Raw genomic sequence first — 22362 nt, forward strand, 5'->3', positions numbered from 1 at the left:
ATGGCCAGTCGCTCAACAAAATTTGCAACAGAAATTGCGGCAGAAATTGTCCGCAAGCCGCGCGCGGATGCGGTGCGGAACCGCGAGCGCGTGCTGGAAGCGGCAAAGGCGGTGTTCTCGGCCGGCGGCAGCGAGGCCAGTCTCGAAGCGGTCGCGCGGCATGCTCGTGTCGGCATCGGCACGCTGTATCGTCATTTCCCGACGCGCGAAGCGCTTTATGAAGCCGTCTATCGCCGCGAGGTCGAGCAGCTCGGCGAGCTCGCGGAGCAATTGCAAACCGCGCCCGAACCGGTGGATGCGCTGCGGCGCTGGCTGCGCGCCAATGTCGAGTTCGTCGCGACCAAGAAGGGCATGGTCGCCGCGCTTGCGCTGGTCGCGCACGGCTCGACCGAGCTGCACGCCTATACGTTCGATCGCCTGACCAGGGCCGTCGGCGCGCTGCTGAGCCGCGCGGTCGCGGCCAACGCCATCCGCGCGGACATCAGCGCCGAGGACGTGCTGCGCGCGCTGATCGGCATGTGCTACATGCACGACCAGCCCGGCTGGCAGGCGACCGCACTGCGGCTGCTGGACGTGTTCGTGGATGGGCTGCGCGTGCGGCCGGCTGCCAGAGCAACCACAACGGCAAAAACTGCGGCGAAAAAGGCCACTCGAAAGCGGTCACGCTAGCCGCCGAGATTCGGACCAATGTTCAAATGTGCACAGACCGCGTGACGGACATTCCGGTAAACCATCCGCATTGCCTGGCTAAAAGATACTTGCCTAAAAAATACCTGCGTTGAAAATACTCGCGATCAGCCCGGCCATCGCGGCCGGGCTTTTCGTCTGTCTTGAAGCCGACGTCGGTCAACGCCGTCATCGCCGGCTACGAACTAGCCCCGCTCACGCGAGACCGTCCCGCCATCACTGAGGATTTGTCGTTGTGCCGCTATTGCCGGGCAGGTTCGACGTCCCGGTCCCCGTAGCGGAATTGTTATTCGGCATCGTGGTGCTTGGGTTGTTGAGGTTGCCGGTGGTGCTGCCGGGCGGATTGCTCATCCCGGATGAGTTCGTTCCAGGTGAGCCGGTTCCCATACCGGTGGTTCCGCCAGCGCCCGAAGTGCCCGTCCCAGCCCCGGTTCCTGCTCCTGAACTGCCGGTCCCCGCGCCTGCAGCAGCGCCGCCTGCTCCGCCACCAGCACCGCCGGCCCCACCACCGCCGCCGCCGCCCGCGGCGAACGCAAGCGAGGTGGATAACATCATGGCCGCAGCCAAACCGATCGTTGCCAGCTTCTGCATGTGAAGTCCTTTCCTGATTGGATCAGGAGCAACGTGGTCCGCCGGAGCGCGTTCCTAATGTGCGAGCCGGCCGCATGAGCGTCGATGTCGGGCTTCCTTGCGGGCAGATATCTCGTAGTCGGCGAGAATTTGCTGTATCTGCATTCACCCGTTTCAAACGCCCTCAGCCAAACCGGTGATCATAACGGCTGATCGACAATTCCTTGGTGTCGATCTCGGGCGTCTTGCCCGAGAGCAGATCGGCCAGCACGCGGCCCGAGCCGCAGGCCATGGTCCAGCCGAGCGTGCCGTGCCCGGTGTTGAGGTGCAAATTGGCGTAACGCGTCGCGCCGAGCACCGGCGGGCCATCCGGCGTCATCGGGCGCAGGCCGGACCAGAACGTTGCCTTGCCGAGATCGCCGCCGCGCGGGAACAGATCGGTCAGCGAATGATCCAGCGTCGCGCGCCGTGCATCATAGAGCTTGGTCGAATAGCCCGAGATTTCCGCGGTGCCGCCGACGCGGATACGGTCGCCCAGCCGCGTGACCGCGACCTTGTAACTCTCGTCCATCACGGTCGACACCGGCGCGCCGTCGGCGTTCGCGACCGGCACGGTGATCGAATAGCCCTTCACCGGGTAGACCGGAAGCCGGATGCCGAGCGGCCGCACCAGTCGCGGCGAATAGCTGCCGAGCGCGAGCACATAGGCGTCCGCCTGGATCACGCCGGCACTGGTCGCAACGCCGGTGATGCGCGTGGCATCTGCGTTCAGTCCATCGATGCCGACGTTGAAGAGAAAACGCACGCCGAGCTTTTCAGCCTCCAGCGCCAATGCCTGGGTGAACATGTGGCAATCGCCGGTCTCGTCCTGCGGCAACCGAAGCCCGCCGGCGAATTTCTCCTTCACGGAGGCCAGCGCCGGCTCGGCGGCGACGCAGCCGTCGCGATCCAGCACCTCGAACGGCACGCCATATTGCTTGAGCACGGCGATGTCGCCGCCGGTGTGATCGAGCTGGGCCTGATCGCGGAACAGCTGCAGCGTGCCGCGGTCACGTTCGTCGTAGCGGATGCCGATCTCGGCGCGCAACGCGCGCAGACAATCGCGGCTGTATTCGGCGATCGGGATCATCCGGCTCTTGTTGACCGCGTAACGCGCCGTGGTGCAGTTGCGCAGCATCTTCGCGAGCCAGAGCCACATCACCGGATCCAGCCTGGGGCGGATCACCAGCGGGCCATGCTTCATCAACAGCCACTTGACGGCCTTCACCGGCACGCCGGGCCCGGCCCAGGGCGAGGAGTAGCCGGGCGATACCTCGCCCGCATTGGCAAAGGAGGTTTCGAGCGCGGGCTTGGGTTGACGGTCGATGACCGTCACCTCATGGCCGGCGCGCGCAAGATAATAGGCCGACGTCACACCGATGACGCCGCTGCCGAGAACAAGGACTTTCACACTTCCTCACATCCTGCAGCGGCAAGACTATCGCCGCCGCGAAAACATCTGCTTCGCAACGGCGACAGCACGCTTCAGGGAAGCAATAATCAGGCCGCGCGCTTGATGGCGTCGCCGAGGATCGAGACGATGTCGTCGATGTGATTCTTCTCGACGATCAGCGGCGGCGACAGCGCAAGCGAGTCGCCGCTCATGCGGAAGTAGAGGCCGCGATTGAAGCAATCCACCATGATGTCGTAGCCACGCGCACCGGCAACGCCGTCGCGTGGCGCAACTTCGACCGCACCCATCAGGCCGATGTTGCGGATGTCGACGACGTTCGGCACGCCCTTCAGCGAATGCAGGCCGTCGCGGAAATAGTCCGCGAGCGAGGCGCCGCGGGTCAAAAGCCCTTCGTCCTTGTAGATGTCGAGCGTGGCAAGGCCCGCCGCGCAGGCCACCGGATGTGCCGAATAGGTGTAGCCGTGGAACAGTTCCATGGCGTTGTCCGGGCCGGTCATCAGCCCGTCATGGACCTGGCGGCTGGCGAACACCGCGCCGCAGGGCACGGTGCCGTTGGTGATGCCCTTGGCGGTCGTCATCATGTCGGGCGTGACGCCGAAGAAGTTGGCGGCGAACGGCGTGCCGAGGCGGCCAAAACCGGTGATGACCTCGTCGAAAATCAGGAGGATGCCGTGCTTGGTGCAGAGTTCGCGCAGGCGCTGCAGGTAACCCTTCGGCGGCGGCAGCACGGCGGTCGAACCGGGCACCGGCTCGACGATCACGGCGGCGATGGTGTCGGCGCCATGCAGCGCCACCATCCGCTCGACGTCGTCAGCGAACTCGGCGCCATGGTCCGGCTGATCCTTGGCGAAGGCATTGCGCGCCATATCATGGGTGTGGCGGATGTGATCGACACCCGGCAGATGGGTCGCGAACTGGCGGCGGTTGGCGACCATGCCGCCGACCGACATGCCGCCGAAGCCGACGCCGTGATAGCCGCGCTCGCGGCCGATCAGGCGGGTGCGGGTGCCCTGTCCGTTGGCACGATGATAGGCCAGCGCGATCTTCAGCGCGGTGTCGACCGACTCGGAGCCGGAATTGGTGAAGAAGATACGGTCGAGGCCCTTCGGCGCGATCTCGGCGAGCCGCTCGGCGAAATCGAACGCCAGCGGATGGCCCATGTTGAACGAGGGCGCGAAGTCGAGCGTGGTGAGCTGGCGCTCGACGGCGCTCGCGATCTGCGAGCGTCCGTGGCCCGCATTGACGCACCAGAGGCCGGCGGAGCCGTCGATCACCTGCCGACCGTCGACGGAGGTGTAGTACATGCCCTTCGCGGAGGAAAACAGCCGCGGCGCCTTCTTGAATTGCCGGTTCGCCGTGAACGGCATCCAGAACGAATCGGTCTTGATCGTGTTCGGAATCTGATGAACGGTCACGGCTAAGCTCCATTGCTGACTAAAGTACTCCGACCACGCTTCCAGACGCTCAACAAGTCCTTTTCTGCGGCGCCGCAAGCCATTGATCTCGTTGGGGTGGTCTGCGCATATTTGCGCGATCCGCAACACCTGCAACAGGGATTGGGCCATGAGCGTGGATATCGGTGGACGGCTGCGATTCATCCGCGCGCGGCACAAGCTGTCGCAGCGCGAGCTGGCCAAGCGCTCCGGCGTGACCAATTCGACGATCTCGCTGATCGAATCCAACCAGATGAACCCGTCGGTGGGCGCGCTCAAGCGTATCCTCGACGGCATCCCGATGGGGCTTGCGGAATTCTTCGCGATCGAGCCGGAGCGGCCCCGCAAGGCGTTCTACCGCGCCGAGGAACTGACCGAGATCGGCAAGAAGCCGATCTCCTATCTTCAGATCGGCGATAATTTGTTCGGGCGAAGCCTGCAAATCCTGAAGGAGCGCTACGAGCCCGGTGGCGATACCGGGCGGGTGCCGCTGGTGCATGACGGCGAGGAAGGCGGTATCGTGGTGTCCGGCCGGCTCGAGGTCACGGTCGATGACGAGCGGCGCGTGCTGAACGCGGGTGACGCCTATTATTTCGAAAGCCGCCGTCCCCACCGCTTCCGCTGCATCGGCACCAAGCCCTGCGAGGTGATCTCGGCCTGCTCGCCGCCGACGTTTTGAACCGGGCGCGCGCACGCAGCTTCGAACCTTTGGCTTCGAACCTTCTTCGAACCTTGCACGATGCCGCCGAGACTAATCTTCGAGAGCACAAATCCCCCGCCTCGCGGAGTGCATTGCCATGTTCGGCCGAAACGGCATCCTGTCGCGCCTGATCGTCGCGGCATTCGTGCTGTGCGTCGGCACATCAGCCCATGCCGAGAAGCGCGTTGCCCTGGTGATCGGCAATTCCGCCTACCGGACCGCGCCGAAGCTGCCGAACCCGGCCGGCGATGCCAGGCTGATGTCGGATACGCTGTTGTCGCTCGGCTTCTTCGTGGTCGGCGGCGGCGCCCAGACCGATCTCGACAAGGCCGACTTCGACAAGGCGCTGCAGGTCTTCGGCCGTGAATTGACCGGCGCCGACGTGGCGCTGTTCTATTATGCCGGCCACGGCGTCGAAACCCATGGCCTGAACTACCTCGTGCCGGTCGACGCCAATCCCACCGACGACGGCGACGTTTTCATGCAGGGTGTCGGCATGGCCGGTGTGCTCGACCAGATGGAGAAGTCCGGCACCAAGATCAACCTCGTGCTGCTCGATGCCTGCCGCGACAACCCGTTCTCGCGGCCGCGGCGTGCACTCCACGACCGGCGGGCTCGCACAAATGCAGGCGCCGCCCGGCACGCTGATCTCGTTCGCGACCCAGCCGCGCAGCGTCGCGCTCGACGGCGACAACGGCCACAGCCCCTACACGCGCGCGCTTGCCGCCACCATGCAGCACCAGGGCTATGGCCTGTTCAGGACCTTCAACGAGGTCGGGCTGGCGGTCGAGAAGGCGACGCATGGCGAGCAATTGCCATGGGTCGCATACTCCCCGATCGCAACCCGCTTTTACTTCGCGGGCAAGCCGGCAGCGGCGCAAACCGTGCAGGCCGCGCTGACGCCGGAGACGGATGCGTCACCGGCACGGCCGTCGGACGAGGCCCTGCGCCGCGATCTGATCACCGACTGCGATCGCCTTGCGGCCATGCCAAACGACCTCGGGCACGACCCGAGCCTGGCCGGCGTCGAGACCGACAAGATCAAGATCCCGGAGGCGACGGCGGCCTGCAACGCGGCGATGCAAGCCTATCCCGACGTCGGACGCTTTGCCTTCGAAGCCGGCCGCGTGGCCTCGGCGCGAAAGGACTACGCAGAGGCGCGCCGTATGTTCGACAAGGCCGTCGCCGCGGGCTATCCGCTCGCACTGCATAATATCGGCGTGATGTATGAAAGCGGCGACGGCGTGCCGCTGAGCAACGCCGAGGCCGCGCGCTGGTACAAGAAGGCGGTGGCGCTCGGCGAGCCGATCGCAATGGTCGATCTGGCCTGGCTGTATCAGGCCGGCGAAGGCGTGGCCAAGGATTGCGCGGAAGCGATCCGGCTGAACGAAGCCGCGGTCCAGGCCGGTAATCCCGACGCCATGAATAATCTCGGCCTGCTCTATTTGCGCGGCACCTGTATCCGCCGCGATTATGCCGAGGCGCACCGGCTGTTCGAGAGTTGCATCGCGCTCAACAACGCCGCCTGCATGAACGGGCTTGGCGTGATCTACAACGAGGGCGACGGCGCTCCCCGCAACACCAAGGTTGCACGCGAATGGTTCGAGAAGTCGGCTGCGTTAGGCAATCCCCAGGCGAAGCAGAACCTGCGTGGAATGCGGCACTGACGTCAAAGTGACTGCAGCGACGCATCCTGCACCGATGCCAGCAGCAAACTTGGTTGCTCGTGCCGGAAACCGCCCTAGGATGTCATGCGTAAGAGCAGGTATCCGATATGGAGCCCCTTATGCGCGCAATCGCTCTCCTCGCCGCCATTCTGGTCGCCCTTGCCTCACCGGCCGCGGCCGACGACCTCACCGCTACCGCGCAGGGCGTGATCCGCGCCCAGGAACAGGCGTTCGGCCAGGACAACGCCACTACGGCCTATTCCTATGCCTCGCCCGGGGTGCAGGCGATTTTTCCGCAGGCCGACATCTTCATGTCGATGGTGCAGAAGGCGTACCGGCCGGTCTATCGCCACAAGAGCTTCGAATTCGGCGAGACGCACGCCGACGGAGACCGCATCGCACAGCAGGTCCACATCATCGATGCCAATGGCGATGCGTGGGAGGCGCTCTATACGCTGGAGCGGCAAGCCGACGGCAGCTTGAAGATAACCGGCTGTTCGCTGCTCAAGGCCGGCCAGTCGGTATGAGGTCGCCGCGCGACCTGCATAAGACGCTTCAGGCCATCGCCAGCCGCTGCCGCGCGCGCATCAGGAGCAGCAGCATGATGGTGACGTTGAGCAGGTTCCAGGCGAGGCCATTGACGAAGGCCGCGGCGTAGGAGCCGGTGGCGTCGAAGATCACGCCCGAGACCCAACCGCCGAACGACATGCCGAACACCGAGGCGAAGATCACGATGCCGATGCGGGTCGCGGCCTCGGAGGCCGGCATCGCCTCGCGCACGATGATCGCGTAGCTCGGCACGATGCCGCCCTGAAACAGGCCGAACATCGCCGAGATGATGTAGAGCGAGGTCAGGCTGTCGAAGAACAGATAGAACAGCAGCGCCGACCCTTGCGCGATCGAGCCTATCAGCAGCGTGCGGATGCCGCCGATCCTGTCGGCGAGGAAGCCCGAGCCGATCCGGCTGATGATGCCGAAGCCGAGCATCAAGGACAGCATCTCGGCACCGCGCGCCACGCCGTAGCCGAGATCGCCGCAATAGGCGACGATATGGACCTGCGGCATCGACATCGCCACGCAGCAGGAGATCGAGGCCAGCGCCAGGATCGCGGTCAGCGCATTGGTTGAGAGCCGCAGATCGACCCGTGGCGGCGGCGCGTTGACATGGTTGCGCCTGATGGCCGTCCCCATCAACAGGCGCAGCACCGTAAGCGCGAGCGCCATGGCGATCGCGGTGAAGATACCGATTGCGATGTGGGTGGTCCGCCATCCGAAGCTCTGGATGCCGAAATTGACCAGCGGCGGCCAGACCGTACCGCCGACATAGTTGCCGCTCGCTGCGATCGCCACCGCAAGCCCGCGATAGCGCTCGAACCAATACGAGGCCTCCGCCATCAGCGGGCCGAAGGTCGCCGCCGACGACAGGCCGATCGCGAAATGGAGCAGGATGAAGGCCCAGATCGACGGCGCGTAACCGGCGGAGATATAGCCGAGGCCGAGGATACCGATCCCGGCGCCGATCGCCGCGACGATGCCGCAGCGGTCGCTGATCTTGCCGGTCACAACCTGGCCGAGGCCGAAGCCGAGCATCACCATGGTGAAGGCGAGCGAGGCGGTTCCACGCGTAGCGCCGAAGTCGGCCTGCACCTCCGGCAGCGCCACGACAACCGACCACATGCCGACGCTGCCTAACGAGCCGATGACCACGGCAACAGCAAGCCGCAGCCATGCTCGGCGGGAGTCGGGAATGAACGCAACGGATTTAGGAGGGAATTGAGAAGAAATTTCCACGGCAGGCGCAACTTCGTCGGCATTTGCCTCTGGGTCAAGCCGTAATGCTGAGAGATTAGGCATGCAGGAGCAACGGGTCATTTCTCCTCGACGGGAGACATGTCTCGACGCACCGCCCGGAGATCAATTGCCGAAATTCGGATCCTGGGCCCGGAATGCACTGCATTTGGCGCCCGTTCCGAACCGCTGGTCGAAGTCAACCGTGCCGCCTCCGACCGGAACCCGCGTTGGTGGCAGGCCGCGGGTGTATTGGTCAACCGTCACAGTCTTCTTGTCAGCGCTGAGCGTAACACGCACCGGCTCGAGCGATTTGCCCTTGTTGGCGTCAGTCAGATCGAGCGTGTAGTAGCCGGTCGTCGCCTGACCCGCACGCATGCCATCCTTTGCGAATACGGCCGATTGCGGAAGATAGACCTCCATCCTGGCACCCTCGCCTTCGCAAGCCAGCATGCGGATCAACCAAGCCCTGTCGTCGGGGAGGGTTACGGCCGAAGCCGGTGCGGAAGACATGATCGCGGCCGCGGCGAGACCGATGACCACCGCGCGGTCTCTTCCGTTCGACATTGGATGCTCATGACGATGACGCTTCTGCGTTTCGTCGCCTTTCGGGTTCCAGACGTTCAAGCAGTCCAACCGTTTGTACGAACTACGCCGGCGCCCTGAGAAGGGTTCGCGCACATAAGCAGGCCGATTCATCTCCGGGCGGCGGCGCTGACACCATGTCGCGACCGAAAACGCCCCCGAATGCCCGACCTTGGAACCCTGCATTAACGCTTTGCTAACCATACACCCGGCAAGAATTGCCGAGTGAAGTCGAGTGTCGTCGATCGCGTATGACGGGCGGAGATCCCCGTGGACGCCAGTGCGGTGCCTCACTTTCGGAACGGCGGCCCTGCGGCCGTCGCGCAGACGTTTGGCAGCCGCGGCCGCCAATCGCGAGGGGGAGCGGCTACCATGGTCGACGTCACAGCGGGTCAGGGTACGGCAGGCAAAGGCGGACTGCCGAGCTTCAGCGAGATCGTCGATACCCTGAGGCGCGGCGACCTCGCGCTGGCGCTCGGCGTCATCACCATCCTGGTGGTGCTGATCCTGCCGCTGCCGTCGATCGTGCTCGACCTCTTCCTGGCGGTCTCGATCACGATCTCGATCCTGATCCTGATGACCTCGCTCTTCATCCAGGCGCCGCTGGAATTCTCGTCGTTTCCGACCATCCTGTTGATCTCGACCATGATGCGGCTGTCGCTGAACATGGCCTCGACCCGGCTGATCCTGAGCCACGGCCATGAGGGCACCGCCGCCGCCGGCCACGTCATCGAGGCGTTCGGCAACTTCGTGATGGGCGGCAACTTCGTGATCGGCATCATCGTGTTCGCGATCCTCGTGATCGTGAACTTCGTGGTCATCACCAAGGGTTCGGGCCGCATCGCCGAAGTCGCGGCGCGTTTCCAGCTGGACTCGATGCCCGGCAAGCAGATGGCGATCGACGCCGATCTGAACGCCGGCCTGATCGACGAGAAAGCCGCCAAGGCGCGCCGCAAGGCGCTGGAGGACGAGAGCGGCTTCTTCGGCGCCATGGACGGTGCCTCGAAATTCGTCCGCGGCGACGCCATCGCGGGTCTTCTGATCGTCGCCATCAACGTCGTCGGCGGCATCATCATCGGCGTCGCGCAGCAGGGACTGGGCTTCGGTGAAGCCGCCCGCACCTACACCGTGCTGACCGTCGGCGACGGCCTCGTCACCCAGGTGCCCGCCTTGATCGTCTCGACCGCGGCGGGCCTTCTGGTCTCCAAGGCCGGCATCAGCGGCGCCGCCGACAAGGCGCTGATGCGGCAGCTCTCCGGCTATCCGCAGGCGCTCGGCATGTCAGCCGGCGTGATGCTGGTGCTGTCGCTGCTGCCCGGCATTCCGATGATTCCGTTCATGCTGCTGGGCGCCGGCGCCGGAGCGCTGGCCTGGAGCGCGGGCAAGCGCAAGAAGGTGGAGGCGGACGCTGAAGCCGCCGCTGCTGCGGCCCCGGCCGCGGCTGCCGCCGCTGCTGCTGGGGACGAGCCGATCTCCGCCGCGCTGAAGATCGACGACCTCAAGATCGAGCTTGGCTACGCGCTGCTGCCGCTGGTCAATGGCCCCGACGGCACCGACCGCCTCACCGAGCAGATCAAGGCGCTGCGCCGCTCGCTCGCCGTCGAGATGGGGTTTGTGATGCCGGCGGTGCGCATCCTCGACAACGTGCAGCTCGAGGCCAACAGCTATGTCATCAAGATCAAGGAGGTCGACGCTGGCACCGGCAAGATCTGGCCGAACCAGTTCATGGTCATGGACCCCGGCGGCAACCAGGTCCAGGTGCCCGGCATCCACACCATCGAGCCGACCTTCGGCCTGCCGGCGACCTGGGTCGATGCCGGCCTGAAGGAAGAGGCCGCGCTGAAGGGTTACACCGTGGTCGACGCGGCCACCGTGCTGTCGACGCATCTGACCGAGCTGCTCAAGACCAACATGTCGGACTTGCTGTCCTACGGCGAGGTGCAGAAGCTGCTCAAGGACCTGCCGAAGGAGCAGGCCGAGCTGATCAAGGATATCGTGCCGAGCCAGGTCACGGTGTCGGGCATCCAGCGCGTGCTCCAGCTGCTGCTCGCCGAACGCATTTCGATCCGCGATCTCTCGACCATCCTCGAAGGCATCGCCGATGCGCTGGCGTTCTCGCGCAATCCGACCACCATGGTCGAGCACGTCCGCGCCCGTCTGGCGCGGCAGATCTGCGCCCAGAACACCTCACCGAACGGCTACCTGCCGCTGATCGCGCTGTCGGCCCGGTGGGAGCAGGCGTTCGCCGAGTCGATCGTCGGCACCGGCGACGAGCGCAGTCTTGCGATGCAGCCCTCCAAGCTCTCGGAGTTCATGACCGCCGTTCGCAACGCTTTCGAGCAGGCGGCCCGCGAAGGCGAGGCGCCTGTGCTGGTGACCTCGGCTGCGATCCGGCCGTTCGTCCGCTCACTTGTCGAGCGGTTCCGGTCACAGACCACCGTGCTGTCGCAAGCCGAAATCCATCCCCGGGCAAGGCTGAAGACGGTCGGCAGCGTCTAAAGCGCGATGAGATTGGGTTGAATCGTCATCGCGCTTTAGCTTCCTGTTTGAGCATGATCTTTTCGGAAAACCGCTTCACACTTTTCCGGATCAAGCTCTAGCAGGGCGCAAATCAGCACTGTTCGCGCTGTGTTTTTGCGTCACAGGCAACCGATTTGTGTGGATTGGGCCGAAACGGCCGGTTCTTGACCACGAACCCGAAATTCGCATTCAAGGCATTGACAATACTTAACATAATCTCATTTTCTTGGTTCCAGCGGCGATTTCCAATCGCGGCCGTTCAAGTCTTTTCACCGCCTTGTGATCGCCTCTAGGGAACGGAATCGGCACATCCTACGTTAGCGGGGCGAGAGAGTTTGAACCGGGCGGCGGACCGGACCGACAAATCCGCAAGATGCAGGAAGCCGGCAGGAGACTTCCATGAACCACTCGATCTACAGCGCAGATCGTACGACCCATCTGAAGATCGTGGTCGTTGCCTTGGTGGCAGGTATCCTGGTCGCCGGTTTCGGTATCACGGCGCACAATTCGTCGGACGAAGGTTACACCCAGACGGCACGGGTGATGAAGGCCGGCAAGCCGGTCGCAATCACCAGCTCGGGCACCTCGGTCGTCCGCTAAAGGAGAATTTACGGAATTCACGTGGCTCTTTACAGCCCCCCAAAGTCGCTACGTGGATATTAAGACCCCCAACTACCCCCAAGTTGACTGTTGAAAACGCCCGCTCCCCACGGGCGTTTTCTTTTTGTGCGCCCTTCACGGCTGCCGCAAATTGTCGATGCAGCGCCGCAGCAGCATTGATAGCTGTTCAACCTCGGCTCGATTCAATGATTTGGTCATCCGCGTCTCGATCTCGGCGACGACGGCGTGCGCGCGTCCGAGTACGCCACGTCCGTGGCGGGTCAGTTCGCTGCGCAGGATCCGGCCGTGCTGGGGATCGGCGCTGCGCCGCATAAGCCCGCCGCGCTCGAGATTGGCAACGATGCCCTGCATCGACTGCGGGGTGACGAAAGCCGCGCGCGCCAGCGCGGCATTCGAAATGCCCGGGTCGAGATCGACCGCGACCAACACCGCGAACTGCGGAGCCGTGATGCCGAGCGGCCGGATCGCGTCGTCGACCTGAAGTCTGAGCGCATGCTGCGCAAGCTTAATGCTGTAACCCAGCGCGCCCGAAACCGGCGCCGGCATTCCTTGCGAGCTTGACATATAAGGGACCTGATATAATATATAAGGAGGCTGATATTACGGTTTGCCATCGGCTTTGGCAATTGCCGGACCCAAGGCTTGTCGGAGCCAAAACTTGCCGGATCGAAGGCATCCGACCGAAGGAGACGCCCGTGAAACATCCGCAAAAGGTGATCATCATCGGCGCTGGAACGGGCGGGCTTTGCCTGGCGCATGGCCTGAAATCGGACGGTATCGACGTCGAGGTCTTTGAACGCGATCGTTCGCCGACCGATCGTCAACAAGGCTACCGGTTGAGTATCAGCGCAACCGGTAGCGCTGCGCTTCGCGACTGCCTGCCCGCGGAGCTGTTCGACAGACTGGTGGCGAACTCCGCCGAGCCGAGCCAGGGCGTCACATTTGTTGATCACCGGTTGAACCGTCTGCTTGCGATCGACTTCCCGCAGCGCAACCGCGAGGATCCCGACGCGGAACGGCCGATCGCGCGAACGGCGCTTCGTCGCATTTTGCAGGAAGGCCTCGACGACATCACGCGCTTCGGCAAGACATTCTCTGCATTTACCGATGGACCGGACGGATCCGTCACTGCGCGTTTTGAGGATGGGAGCACCGCAACGGGCGACGTTCTGATCGGTGCGGATGGCGCTGCCTCCCGCTTCCGCGCGCAACTGCTACCGCATGCCCGGCGCGTCGAAACGGACGTCATCGCCATAAGCGGCAAATTTACGCTGAACGACGATAACCGCGCGGCAATCCCGCCGACCATTTTGCGCGGCCCGACACCCGTCCTGGGGCCGCATGGCGATTTTCTGTTTGCGAACGCGGTCCAATACCCTCACTGCAGCGGCAATGCACCATCGGATCCGGATCGTTTTTCGGACGAGCGGGAGCCATACGTGATGTGGGGCTTTTCCGCGCGCCGCAAGGTGTTTGCGTCGGTCGATCTGAACAAACTTGGCGGCGAGGAATTGAAAGGCGTCGTCCGTGCGAGGATGCAGGACTGGCATCCCGCCCTGGGGCGCCTTGTCGAAATGGCCGATCCATCCACGGTTTCGGCATTCGCGGTGAAAACGTCGGTTCCGATCGACCCGTGGACGACGCGGAATGTGACGCTGCTCGGCGACGCCTTGCACAACATGACGCCGTTTCGCGGCATCGGCGCCAACACCGCCCTGCGCGGAGCGGCTGTCCTCCGCAAAGCCCTTTCGTCTTGCGTCCGTGGCGAGCAGGAGCTGATTCCAGCGCTGGCGGGCTACGAGCGCGAAATGATCGCATACGGATTCGATGCTGTGCGAACCTCGCTTGCGGACATGGAACGCTTCCATGCGCAAGGCGATCTGTCGCGATTTCGCGTCAAGATGGCCCTGCGGGTTGCCGACTGGATTCCACCGCTCAAGGCTCGGCTTCGGCGCGGCCGATGATCGAAATCAGCGCGGCGCCGGATTCTGTGGCGGCGGCACCGTCTCGATCAGCTTGCCGGTGAAGACCGGCGCGGAGGTCGGCTGGCCGTTGGGTGAACCACCGGCCTGCTCGACGGTCACCGCGTAGGTGGCTCCATCGATGACGTCGGGAGCATAGGACGACAGCACGGGGCGTGCCGTAAAGTCATCTACGCCGATCACTCCGAGCGAGCGCGGTTGCGGCAGCTTGTCGGAGATCAGCCAGAGTTCGAAGCTCTTGCCGGCCTCAGGGGTCGCGCCGACCTTGCGGACCGTGAAGTTCCTGGTGGCGCCGTCGATCGTCATGATGAAGGCAGGACCACCGCCCTGGCCCTGGAGCAGAGCGACATACTGCGCTGAGGGCGCGAGCGCGGGCGCCGGCACCTTCACCTCGACGGTCTGGATGCGCGGTTTCGGCCGGATCGCCTGCGGGAGGGCATCGGGCTGGTAGATCTGCAAGCCGAACATCACGAGCAGCGCCGCCGCGATCGCGCTTGCGACCGACGCGAGGCTGCGCCAGCGCCTCACGCGGCTTGCGAGATCGATGACGTTGCTGTTGTCGGCGACGGGCACCTGCCGCATCTCGGCCGGCTCGACTACCGGCGGCGCCGGTGGTGGTGGCGGCTCAGGCAGGACAAGCGGCGCTTGCGGCTCGGTGGAGAGCCCGATCGCCAACTTGATGTTGTCCCAGACGATCGGGCGCGGCTCGACCGAACCCACCATCTGATTCAGCGACCCGAGCCTGAACTCCCACGCCTGCACGACAGCGGCGAATTCCTTGTCGACGGCCATCATGGTATCGACCTGGGCGCGCTCATCGGCATCGAGTGTACCGAGCGCATATTCCGCGGCGAGCGCGATATGGTCTTCGCTATAGGCCATCAGTTAGAGTCCAAGATCTTCAAAGTCCAAGACACTCCCGGATATCGATCATGCTGCGGCGCAGCCAGGTCTTCACCGTATTCACCGGTGTCTCGAACTTCGCGGCGAGCTGCTCGCGGCTCCAGCCATTGTAATAGGCCAGCAGCACGAGCTTCTGCCGATCCGGCTCCAGACGACCGATGCACTCCAACAAACGCTTCAACTCTTCCGTCATTTCCCGGCGCGCCAGCGGATCGGGGGAATCGGCAGCGGCTTCCATCGCCGCGGGCTCGTCTTCCAACGAGACCTCGGTTCGCTTGCGCACGACATCAATGGCGCGGTTCCGCGCAATCGATGCCATCCAAGTGATCGGAGAGGACAGGGCTGGGTTGAATTGTCCGGCGCTGTTCCAGATCTTGACGTAAGCCTCCTGAATGACCTCCTCTGCGAGGTCCTGACGCCGCAAGATACGGAGCACCACACCGAAGAGTTTCGCGCGTGTGGCAGCGTAAAGACGCTCAAAGGCGGCTTCATCCCCCTTCGCGACGGCAGCGATCAGCCAGACCAGCTCAGCCGGCGTCAGCATTCAGCGCCCCCAAAGCCCGCTTCCCCCATCGCGTCGTCGCCCGTCGTCTCGCTTGTCAATCGTGTTGCCACGTGTGTCCGGGACGGTCGTAGCATAGTTTCTGGCCACCCGGTCCACCAGTGGGCCGGCTGTGGACATTATCAAACAAAACCCGGGCCGAAGGCCCGGGTTGCTCCGTCTTTCGACGTGGATGAAATGCGTCAGGCGATGACGCCGAGACGGGCGCGCATCAGGCCGATCGAGTCCATGTCGGCCTGCTCGCGGGCGGTCTCTTCGGCGCGCTCACGCGCCTGATCGCGCTCGTCGAGCAACTCGACCTTCTTCAGTTCCTCGAAGGCTTCCGACAACAGCGCCTTGGCATCATCGAGCTGGGCGCGCAGTTCGTCCGCGGAGCGGGTCAGGTTTTCCCGACGCTGGATCGCCGCCTTGGCGTAGGTCGGATAAGCGAAATGGGAGGGATCGTTGATCCCGGCGCGCTCCTGCTCGACCTGGATCTCGCGCTCGAGTTCGACCGACATGCGCTGGAAGTCGGCGATCATGCCTTCGATCTGGGTAACCCGGCGGCGCTTCTCATCGACCTGAAACTTCTTCAGGCGGATCAGCGTTTCACGTGACTTCATCGACTCATACTCCCCAGAAGTCCCTATTTTGAACGCGGGACAAAGCCGGCTCCCCACAGGACCCCGCCGGCATCGCTACTAGTGCACCGCGGATGATGGCCTGACAAAGTTAGCGTTCCGTTTCCAAACCCGAGAGGATTTGAGCCAGTTGGCGATAGCCGTCGCCCAAGCTGGTCGCCTCATCCTTGGCCTGGCGCAGGAATGCCTCCAGCGGCTCATGGAGCCGAATTGCCTCATCGACCTCGGCGCTGGAACCCGGCCGGTAGGCGCCGAGCCGGATCAGTTCCTCCATATCAGCATAGGTCGCCATCACCTGCCGCGCCTTGGTGATGAAGGGCAGGAAGCCGGGGTCGGCGGACCGCGGCATGGTGCGCGAGACCGATTTGAGGATGTTGACCGCCGGATAGCGCCCACGCTCGGCGATCGCCCGCTGCATCACGATATGGCCGTCGAGGATGCCGCGCACCGCATCCGCGATCGGTTCATTGTGATCGTCGCCGTCGACCAGCACCGTGAAGATCGCGGTGATGGTGCCGACGCCGGTGCCTGGCCCGGCCCGCTCCAGCAGCTTCGGCAGTTCGGTGAACACCGTCGGCGTATAGCCCTTGGCGGTCGGCGGCTCGCCGGCGGACAGGCCGATCTCTCGCTGCGACATCGCAAAGCGCGTCACCGAGTCCATCAGGCAGAGCACGTCCTTGTCCTCGTCGCGGAAATACTCCGCGACCGCGAGCGTCAGATAGGCCGCCTGCCGCCGCATCAGCGCCGGCTCGTCCGATGTCGCGACCACCACGACCGAGCGCGCCAAGCCCTCTTCCCCGAGGTCTTCCTGCAAGAACTCCTGCACCTCGCGGCCGCGTTCGCCGATCAGCCCGATCACGGAAATGTCGGCATCGACATTGCGCGCGAGCATCGACAGCAGCACCGACTTGCCGACGCCGGACCCGGCGAAGATGCCGAGCCGCTGGCCGCGGCAGCAGGTCAGGAACGTATTCAGTCCGCGCACCCCGAGGTCGAGCGGCGCGCCGACCCGCTTGCGCGAATGCGCCGGCGGCGGCGAATTGCGGTAAGGCATCGGCGAGGCGCCTTGCTGCAGCGGGCCCTTGCCGTCGATCGGCTCGCCCATCGCATTGATGACGCGGCCGAGCCAGGCCGGGGACGGCCGCACTTGGCTCGCCGCATTGGCGATGACGGCGCGGCAGCCGCGCCTGACGCCTTCGAGCCCGCCGAACGGCATCACCACGGCATTGCTGCCGGAGAAGCCGATCACTTCGGCCGAGATGAAGCGGTTGGCGCCGACGTCGATCACGATGCGGGCACCGACCGACATCGCGTGGATCGGCCCCGCGATCTCGACCATCAGCCCGCGAACACCGACCACACGGCCATAAATATTGACGCCGTCGATGTCACCGATCTGTTCCGCGAGCGCCTTCATTGCGAAAACCTTAAGTTTCCGCGATTTTGCCCCGGCCGCTTAACTTCGTGTTTACCCGCATCGTTAATCATTGCGTCACTGTCTTTGGTGACTGGGGTCGCTTGCCCGTCAGAAGAAGGGCGAGTCGCGAGAGTCGGTTAGGCCCGTCTCTTAATGTGGAACTTGAGCGAGAACGGATAGCAAAAGCTTCTTCTACGCAATATCTTAGGGCGATTCGACAAAAATTGCACGGTTAGAGCTTGCGAAGCGGAATCAGTTTTTGTTAACCATATCTCGTCAGGATCCGAATCAGTTGTTCAAAGGCGTTTTGTAAGTGCCGCGAATGCGGCCGACCTGACGCCCGGAGCGGCGACGATGGGGAACTTGGCATGCGCGTTTTGCTGATTGAAGATGACAGCGCCGTCGCGCAGTCGATCGAGCTGATGCTCAAGTCCGAGAGTTTCAACGTCTATACGACGGACCTCGGGGAAGAAGGCGTCGATCTCGGCAAGCTTTACGACTACGACATTATCCTGCTCGACCTCAACCTGCCCGACATGTCCGGCTATGACGTGCTGAAGCAGCTTCGGGTGTCGAAGATCAAGACACCGATTCTGATCCTCTCCGGCCTCGCCGGCATCGAGGACAAGGTCAAGGGTCTCGGCGTCGGCGCCGACGACTACATGACCAAGCCCTTCCACAAGGATGAACTGGTCGCCCGCATCCACGCGATCGTGCGCCGCTCCAAGGGCCACGCCCAGTCGGTCATCCAGACCGGCGATCTCGTGGTCAATCTCGACACCAAGACGGTCGAGGTCGGCGGCCAGCGCGTGCATCTGACGGGCAAGGAATACCAGATGCTGGAGCTGCTCTCGCTCCGCAAGGGCACCACGCTCACCAAGGAAATGTTCCTCAACCACCTCTATGGCGGCATGGATGAGCCGGAGCTGAAGATCATCGACGTCTTCATCTGCAAGCTGCGCAAGAAGCTCGCCAACGCCTCCGAAGGCCGCAACTTCATCGAGACCGTGTGGGGCCGCGGCTACGTGCTGCGCGAGCCGCACGAGGCCGAAGAGCGCATCCCGGCCTGATCCTCACGAGCTTCATGTAGAACCTCACGGTTCACGCCTCCCGACCTGGACCCCGCCCTCAACGGCGGGGTTTTTGTTTGGGGATTATGCGATCGGGATTGATACCAGCGCCGCAACGAGATCTGCGCCTTTCGGCACGCCCAATCCTGTGCAGGCGTTCCAGCCGGTACCAGCGTCGTAACCTAGCCCGTCGACGCGGTTGTCGCCGTGGTCGATCTGTCTGAACAGCGCTGGATTGGAATACAGCGCGGAGTTGACGAAGCCGAGCGGCGTGTCGCGACCCGCATTGGCGATCGCGATCAGTCCGGCCCACAGCGGGGCCACCGCACTGGTGCCGTCCTTGATCGTCACCTGGCCATTGAGAACGATACGGTATCCCGGCGTCCCGGCGGCAGCCGCGGCGACGTCGGGAACGCCTCGCCGCGAGCCGCCATCGTTGACCGACGGCGGCAGCGCCAGGCCGGTTTGATAGGCCGGCACCGGAAAGACGTCGCTGATCCCGCCTCCGGTCCCACCGGCGCCGTCATTCCAGACGGTTTCCTCGTTCGACCCCGCGCCGGCAATGCCGCTGGCAGGCCGCGTGCCGCCGCAGCTGAGCGCATAGGGGCTCGATGCAGGAAACCACACATGCGCCGCGCCGTCGTTCAGTCCGCCGGTCGCCAGTTCGTCGCCGGCCGCAAACAGCACCGTGACGTTCAGCCGCTTGGCGTCGGCCAACACCCCCTGCATCGCATCGCGGGCCGACGGGCTCCAGAATGTCTCCGCACTGCCCCAGCTGACCGACAGCACCTGCGGCCGGTTGACTTTGTCGAAGATCGCCTGGTTGATCGCTCCGACCAGGCTCTGAATGGTGTTGCCGGCGAAATAGACGACGATCCGCGCCTTCGGCAACAGGCTTGCCAGGACCTGCAGATCAAGCGCGATCTCCTCATCGGACACCGTGCCGCCGCCGAATTGATTGCCGGCCCCCGGCGGCGGCGCGGCGCCGGGCACGGCGGGCTTGACCGTGACGGCTCGGTCGATCACCTCGGGCGCCGCCCGTCCCGTCGCGGCCAGCGCCTGGGCGAGATCGGTTTTGAGGTAGCCGCCACCGAGCGCGATGATGCCGACACAGATTTTCGAAACGTCGCGGTCGAGCGGAATCCCGTAAAGCGCAGCTACTTCGGTCGGCCAGAGCCCGCTCCCCGCTCCATTACCGGCGAGCGCGCGTAACCGCGGTGCTGGCCTGAATACCGGCCGGTCGTCGAAGCCGAGGATAGCGCGCGTCCATGGCGCGATTTCCTTCGGCACCACTAACGTGCCGACGCGCGCGCGGAAGCGACACTGGCCGTCATGATAGATGCGCAGCGTCGCGCCGAGGATCTCCGTCAGCAACCGCGCGGGAGCCTCCAGCGTGACGATGCGCTGCGACAGGTCAACATCGCGCACCGTGACATGAAACTTCGCCGCCAGCTTCCTGATGCGCTCGGCGGCGCGGCCGTGAGTGCGGCGGCGTTGCGCCGCGAGCGCGCTCCGCGTGATCGGCTTCGACAGCCGGGCGAGGTCTCCGGCGCTGCCCGGTTGAAACGCGTCGGGCGTGCGCCGCTTCAGATAGACCGTCACGACGATGCGTTCGTCGGGTTCGACCTCGCCGACATATGTCGCACCGGGTGGAGCGGCGCGATAGCTGCCGGCGAGTTGTATCTTTTGTCCGGTCACGGATGCCGCCGCCGCTTCACTTTCCCTTGCAGTTTCGATTGACCTTTGGCGGGGTCTGCGTGTCGTCGAGGGCGCAGAACGGGACCGACCAGACGAAGTCGGCCGACGTCGCGACCTGCGCGAGGCCGCTCATGCCCTGGAAGATCGGCGGCTGGCTCGAGAAGCTCCAATACCAGCTCGGCTGGATCGGGCCGAGCGGCGCGCCGTTATCGTCAAATCCGCCGCCTGACGTCATGGCGCCGGTCTTTGTCCCATGCGGCGCGGCCGTGACAGGTCATGCACGAGGACTGATCGACAAAGGTGTTCTCAGTGACCGAATTGCCGAGACGGACGTCGAGGCCGGTGGCGTCTGTGAAGTCGGTCTGCGATCCCTTCAGGCAATAATTGGCAAACGCCGGATCCCAGTCAGCGGATGCGATCATGGCTGCCAGCGCCGGCGTCTTCACGCAATCCGGATAGCCCTGGGTCGGTTGCGGATTCGGATTCACCACACTGGTCTGCGCGCCGAAGGAATCCCTGCATCCGATGATGTCGCATCGCGACGGATTGAACTTGTGCTCGAACGTCGCCCACGTCCAGTTCGGAACGGCCTTGGAGATGATGTGCATGGACACGAAGGCATATTGCTTGCCGTCAGCGCCGGTGTTGACATGATACAGCTTGGGCACATCGGCGAGCGTCACCTTGCCGAGGCTGAAATCCGGAATATCCGTCACCAGCATCCAGTTCGCCTTGATCTCCATTGCGCCGACCGGAAATGAAATGGTCTTGCCGAACGCGGCGCGCAGGCCGGTCACCTTGTACAGGTTGTTCTGCACGATGAAGTCGAACGACTCCTTGTTGCGCCGCGACTCTTCCAGCGCGCCCTTGCCGGGCGGAATCGCCGGGAGCAGCTTGCCGGCCCGCTGCAGCGCCAACCGGCCCAAGCCGGGCACCGCAGGCTCATGAAGTGCGAGCGGCGCCGGCGTCGTCGGAAACTGCGGGTCCACCTTGAACGTGTCGGTGTCGCTGGCCCAGGTCTCGAACAGCGCATTGCTGCCGCCGGCGCGGGTGTTCACCTGGATGAAGAATTGCCAGGCCAGCTGATCCGGTGAATTCATCGCAGGGTTGGGCGTCGATTGCGCCGCGGCCGGAAGGCCGGGAAGCATCAGCAGTCCACAGACGAGCGCCGTGCCGATCGATCTTCTCATCGTTGCTCTCCATCAGGGGTTCAGGGTTGGAATCCGTCAGTCATCCAGCTCGAATAGGTATCCAGCGAGTCCTGCGTCCATTTGTGGCCGGGCGGCATGAATCCGGACGAGAGCGCGGCGAACACGCGGCGGGCATTGGCGTGGTCCGCAAAGTCATCATCGGCGGTGGGGTCGCACATCCAGGTGGCGTCGCCGAGATGAACATTTTTCGGCGTCATGCATCCGATGTCACCCGGTCGGAACATCGGCAGGATGTCTTGGCCATAGCTCGTCGTCATGCGATCACCGATCCAACTCGGGACATTCACTTGAGGTTGCAAACGATTTAGACGACTATTACGGGAGGCGCTGTGAAGTGGATCACAACCTTGCGTGGCAATTCTTCTCGCGCCGCAGCGCGGCCGGCCGGCCCCGGATTGAACCCGCGCTTCGCGAACACCGACCAATCGGCTATACTAAAACCGACACGCGGCAGTTCGGGCGGCCCCACATGATTCTGCAATCCCTCGCCGGCCTGCCGGCATTCCTGGTCTATTTCTGCACCGCGCTGATTGCCGTCGTCGCTTACCTCTTTGTCTACACGCGCGTTACGCCGCACGACGAATTCAAGCTGATCCGCGATAACGATCCGGCGGCGGCGGTCGCGCTGGGCTTGAGCCTGCTCGGCTTCGTGCTGCCGGTCGTCAGCGCCATCGCGCACTCCGCCAATGTCGTGGACTGCCTGATCTGGAGCATGATCGCGCTGATCGTGCAGATCATCGTCTATTACATCGTCAAGATCCCGGTGCCCAACCTGTCGGCGCGGATCGCCTCCGGCGAGATGGCGGCGGCGATCTGGCTTGGGCTGTCCTCGCTGGCCGCAGGCGCGTTGAACGCCGCCTGCATGATCTACTGAC

General features: G+C 64.1%; 23 protein-coding genes and 1 pseudogene. 10 read left to right on the forward strand and 14 right to left on the reverse strand.

The features are described 5' to 3' along the window. Window positions 1-669 carry a TetR/AcrR family transcriptional regulator gene (locus ACP2YO_RS36820; protein ID WP_426435968.1) on the forward strand — a complete coding sequence of 223 codons (669 nt, stop codon included), beginning with the start codon at window positions 1-3 and terminating at the stop codon, window positions 667-669. A gap of 234 nt (window positions 670-903) precedes the next feature. On the opposite strand, the gene ACP2YO_RS36825 is transcribed toward ACP2YO_RS36820, so the two are convergent. The 3 genes from ACP2YO_RS36825 to ACP2YO_RS36835 form a co-directional block, all read right to left on the reverse strand. Beyond that, a complete protein-coding gene (locus ACP2YO_RS36825; RefSeq protein WP_426435969.1) occupies window positions 904-1278 on the reverse strand; it encodes a hypothetical protein in 375 nt (124 codons plus the stop codon). A gap of 163 nt (window positions 1279-1441) precedes the next feature. Further along, the gene (locus ACP2YO_RS36830; RefSeq protein WP_426435970.1) at window positions 1442-2707 is read right to left on the reverse strand and encodes a D-amino acid dehydrogenase; all 1266 of its coding nucleotides are present in this window, start codon (window positions 2705-2707) and stop codon (window positions 1442-1444) included. A gap of 89 nt (window positions 2708-2796) precedes the next feature. Next, entirely contained in the window at window positions 2797-4125 is a 1329-nt protein-coding gene (locus ACP2YO_RS36835) for an aspartate aminotransferase family protein (protein ID WP_426435971.1), read from the reverse strand. Window positions 4126-4273: 148 nt separating this feature from the next. On the opposite strand from ACP2YO_RS36835, the gene ACP2YO_RS36840 reads away from it, so the two are divergent. The 4 genes and pseudogenes from ACP2YO_RS36840 (at window position 4274) to ACP2YO_RS36855 (ending at window position 7037) form a co-directional block, all read left to right on the forward strand. Next, a complete protein-coding gene (locus ACP2YO_RS36840) occupies window positions 4274-4822 on the forward strand; it encodes a cupin domain-containing protein (protein ID WP_426435972.1) in 549 nt (182 codons plus the stop codon). 118 nt (window positions 4823-4940) lie between these two features. Continuing rightward, window positions 4941-5402, forward strand: a pseudogene (locus tag ACP2YO_RS36845) (caspase family protein); the annotation flags it as partial. 64 nt (window positions 5403-5466) lie between these two features. After that, on the forward strand, window positions 5467-6510 hold the full coding sequence (locus ACP2YO_RS36850; RefSeq protein WP_426435973.1) for a caspase family protein: 1044 nt from the start codon (window positions 5467-5469) through the stop codon (window positions 6508-6510). Between the two features lie 119 nt (window positions 6511-6629). Continuing rightward, entirely contained in the window at window positions 6630-7037 is a 408-nt protein-coding gene (locus ACP2YO_RS36855; RefSeq protein ID WP_426435974.1) for a DUF4864 domain-containing protein, read from the forward strand. 28 nt (window positions 7038-7065) lie between these two features. On the opposite strand, the gene ACP2YO_RS36860 is transcribed toward ACP2YO_RS36855, so the two are convergent. Beyond that, complete coding sequence (locus tag ACP2YO_RS36860; protein ID WP_426435975.1) at window positions 7066-8301, reverse strand: MFS transporter; 1236 nt, start codon at window positions 8299-8301, stop codon at window positions 7066-7068. A gap of 123 nt (window positions 8302-8424) precedes the next feature. Continuing rightward, a complete protein-coding gene (locus tag ACP2YO_RS36865; protein ID WP_426435976.1) occupies window positions 8425-8865 on the reverse strand; it encodes a hypothetical protein in 441 nt (146 codons plus the stop codon). Window positions 8866-9255: 390 nt separating this feature from the next. Here ACP2YO_RS36865 and flhA point away from each other — a divergent pair, with 390 nt between their 5' ends. Both flhA and ACP2YO_RS36875 read left to right on the forward strand, forming a co-directional pair. Next, entirely contained in the window at window positions 9256-11382 is a 2127-nt protein-coding gene (flhA, locus tag ACP2YO_RS36870; RefSeq protein ID WP_426435977.1) for a flagellar biosynthesis protein FlhA, read from the forward strand. Between the two features lie 420 nt (window positions 11383-11802). Further along, complete coding sequence (locus ACP2YO_RS36875; protein WP_426435978.1) at window positions 11803-12003, forward strand: hypothetical protein; 201 nt, start codon at window positions 11803-11805, stop codon at window positions 12001-12003. A 135-nt stretch (window positions 12004-12138) separates the two neighbouring features. Here ACP2YO_RS36875 and ACP2YO_RS36880 read toward each other — a convergent pair whose 3' ends face one another. Beyond that, window positions 12139-12588, reverse strand: coding sequence for a MarR family winged helix-turn-helix transcriptional regulator (locus ACP2YO_RS36880; RefSeq protein ID WP_426435979.1), 450 nt, complete (start codon window positions 12586-12588; stop codon window positions 12139-12141). 149 nt (window positions 12589-12737) lie between these two features. Here ACP2YO_RS36880 and ACP2YO_RS36885 point away from each other — a divergent pair, with 149 nt between their 5' ends. Next, window positions 12738-13988: an FAD-dependent oxidoreductase gene (locus ACP2YO_RS36885; RefSeq protein ID WP_426443404.1), complete on the forward strand. Its 1251-nt coding sequence runs from the start codon at window positions 12738-12740 to the stop codon at window positions 13986-13988. Between the two features lie 6 nt (window positions 13989-13994). On the opposite strand, the gene ACP2YO_RS36890 is transcribed toward ACP2YO_RS36885, so the two are convergent. The 4 genes from ACP2YO_RS36890 to fliI form a co-directional block, all read right to left on the reverse strand. Further along, window positions 13995-14888 (reverse strand): anti-sigma factor, encoded by an 894-nt coding sequence (locus ACP2YO_RS36890; RefSeq protein WP_426435980.1) that lies wholly within the window; start codon window positions 14886-14888, stop codon window positions 13995-13997. Window positions 14889-14907: 19 nt separating this feature from the next. After that, window positions 14908-15453, reverse strand: a complete 546-nt coding sequence (locus tag ACP2YO_RS36895; RefSeq protein ID WP_426435981.1) for a sigma-70 family RNA polymerase sigma factor — start codon at window positions 15451-15453, stop codon at window positions 14908-14910. A 200-nt stretch (window positions 15454-15653) separates the two neighbouring features. Continuing rightward, on the reverse strand, window positions 15654-16073 hold the full coding sequence (gene fliJ, locus ACP2YO_RS36900) for a flagellar export protein FliJ (RefSeq protein WP_426435982.1): 420 nt from the start codon (window positions 16071-16073) through the stop codon (window positions 15654-15656). 109 nt (window positions 16074-16182) lie between these two features. Then, window positions 16183-17508, reverse strand: a complete 1326-nt coding sequence (gene fliI / locus ACP2YO_RS36905) for a flagellar protein export ATPase FliI (protein WP_426435983.1) — start codon at window positions 17506-17508, stop codon at window positions 16183-16185. 368 nt (window positions 17509-17876) lie between these two features. Here fliI and ctrA point away from each other — a divergent pair, with 368 nt between their 5' ends. Beyond that, window positions 17877-18578 carry a response regulator transcription factor CtrA gene (ctrA, locus tag ACP2YO_RS36910; RefSeq protein ID WP_029587227.1) on the forward strand — a complete coding sequence of 234 codons (702 nt, stop codon included), beginning with the start codon at window positions 17877-17879 and terminating at the stop codon, window positions 18576-18578. 84 nt (window positions 18579-18662) lie between these two features. On the opposite strand, the gene ACP2YO_RS36915 is transcribed toward ctrA, so the two are convergent. Genes ACP2YO_RS36915 through ACP2YO_RS36930 form a run of 4 tightly spaced genes read right to left on the reverse strand, consistent with a single transcriptional unit; the run spans window position 18663 to window position 21744 of the window. Further along, on the reverse strand, window positions 18663-20276 hold the full coding sequence (locus ACP2YO_RS36915) for a S53 family peptidase (protein ID WP_426435984.1): 1614 nt from the start codon (window positions 20274-20276) through the stop codon (window positions 18663-18665). Window positions 20277-20292: 16 nt separating this feature from the next. Next, window positions 20293-20511 (reverse strand): hypothetical protein, encoded by a 219-nt coding sequence (locus tag ACP2YO_RS36920; protein ID WP_426435985.1) that lies wholly within the window; start codon window positions 20509-20511, stop codon window positions 20293-20295. Next, on the reverse strand, window positions 20489-21466 hold the full coding sequence (locus tag ACP2YO_RS36925) for a hypothetical protein (RefSeq protein ID WP_426435986.1): 978 nt from the start codon (window positions 21464-21466) through the stop codon (window positions 20489-20491). The genes ACP2YO_RS36920 and ACP2YO_RS36925 overlap by 23 nt, the downstream gene beginning before the upstream one ends. A 20-nt stretch (window positions 21467-21486) precedes the next feature. Further along, window positions 21487-21744: a hypothetical protein gene (locus ACP2YO_RS36930; protein WP_426435987.1), complete on the reverse strand. Its 258-nt coding sequence runs from the start codon at window positions 21742-21744 to the stop codon at window positions 21487-21489. A gap of 212 nt (window positions 21745-21956) precedes the next feature. Between ACP2YO_RS36930 and ACP2YO_RS36935 the strand changes: the two genes are divergently transcribed. After that, entirely contained in the window at window positions 21957-22361 is a 405-nt protein-coding gene (locus ACP2YO_RS36935) for a DUF350 domain-containing protein (protein ID WP_426435988.1), read from the forward strand. Window position 22362: the final 1 nt, after the last annotated feature.

This window comes from Bradyrhizobium genosp. P, assembly GCF_049949265.1.
Lineage (GTDB): Bacteria > Pseudomonadota > Alphaproteobacteria > Rhizobiales > Xanthobacteraceae > Bradyrhizobium.

Coding starts and splice junctions, on each gene's coding strand:
- flhA (WP_426435977.1), top strand. CDS start 9,256: ATGGTCGACGTCACAGCGGGTCAGGGTACGGCAGGCAAAGGCGGACTG.
- ACP2YO_RS36895 (WP_426435981.1), bottom strand. CDS start 15,453: ATGCTGACGCCGGCTGAGCTGGTCTGGCTGATCGCTGCCGTCGCGAAG.
- ACP2YO_RS36920 (WP_426435985.1), bottom strand. CDS start 20,511: ATGACGTCAGGCGGCGGATTTGACGATAACGGCGCGCCGCTCGGCCCG.
- fliI (WP_426435983.1), bottom strand. CDS start 17,508: ATGAAGGCGCTCGCGGAACAGATCGGTGACATCGACGGCGTCAATATT.
- ACP2YO_RS36880 (WP_426435979.1), bottom strand. CDS start 12,588: ATGTCAAGCTCGCAAGGAATGCCGGCGCCGGTTTCGGGCGCGCTGGGT.
- ACP2YO_RS36935 (WP_426435988.1), top strand. CDS start 21,957: ATGATTCTGCAATCCCTCGCCGGCCTGCCGGCATTCCTGGTCTATTTC.
- ACP2YO_RS36865 (WP_426435976.1), bottom strand. CDS start 8,865: ATGTCGAACGGAAGAGACCGCGCGGTGGTCATCGGTCTCGCCGCGGCC.
- ACP2YO_RS36855 (WP_426435974.1), top strand. CDS start 6,630: ATGCGCGCAATCGCTCTCCTCGCCGCCATTCTGGTCGCCCTTGCCTCA.
- ACP2YO_RS36875 (WP_426435978.1), top strand. CDS start 11,803: ATGAACCACTCGATCTACAGCGCAGATCGTACGACCCATCTGAAGATC.
- ACP2YO_RS36840 (WP_426435972.1), top strand. CDS start 4,274: ATGAGCGTGGATATCGGTGGACGGCTGCGATTCATCCGCGCGCGGCAC.
- fliJ (WP_426435982.1), bottom strand. CDS start 16,073: ATGAAGTCACGTGAAACGCTGATCCGCCTGAAGAAGTTTCAGGTCGAT.
- ACP2YO_RS36890 (WP_426435980.1), bottom strand. CDS start 14,888: ATGGCCTATAGCGAAGACCATATCGCGCTCGCCGCGGAATATGCGCTC.
- ctrA (WP_029587227.1), top strand. CDS start 17,877: ATGCGCGTTTTGCTGATTGAAGATGACAGCGCCGTCGCGCAGTCGATC.
- ACP2YO_RS36820 (WP_426435968.1), top strand. CDS start 1: ATGGCCAGTCGCTCAACAAAATTTGCAACAGAAATTGCGGCAGAAATT.
- ACP2YO_RS36825 (WP_426435969.1), bottom strand. CDS start 1,278: ATGCAGAAGCTGGCAACGATCGGTTTGGCTGCGGCCATGATGTTATCC.
- ACP2YO_RS36930 (WP_426435987.1), bottom strand. CDS start 21,744: ATGACGACGAGCTATGGCCAAGACATCCTGCCGATGTTCCGACCGGGT.
- ACP2YO_RS36850 (WP_426435973.1), top strand. CDS start 5,467: ATGCAGGCGCCGCCCGGCACGCTGATCTCGTTCGCGACCCAGCCGCGC.
- ACP2YO_RS36925 (WP_426435986.1), bottom strand. CDS start 21,466: ATGAGAAGATCGATCGGCACGGCGCTCGTCTGTGGACTGCTGATGCTT.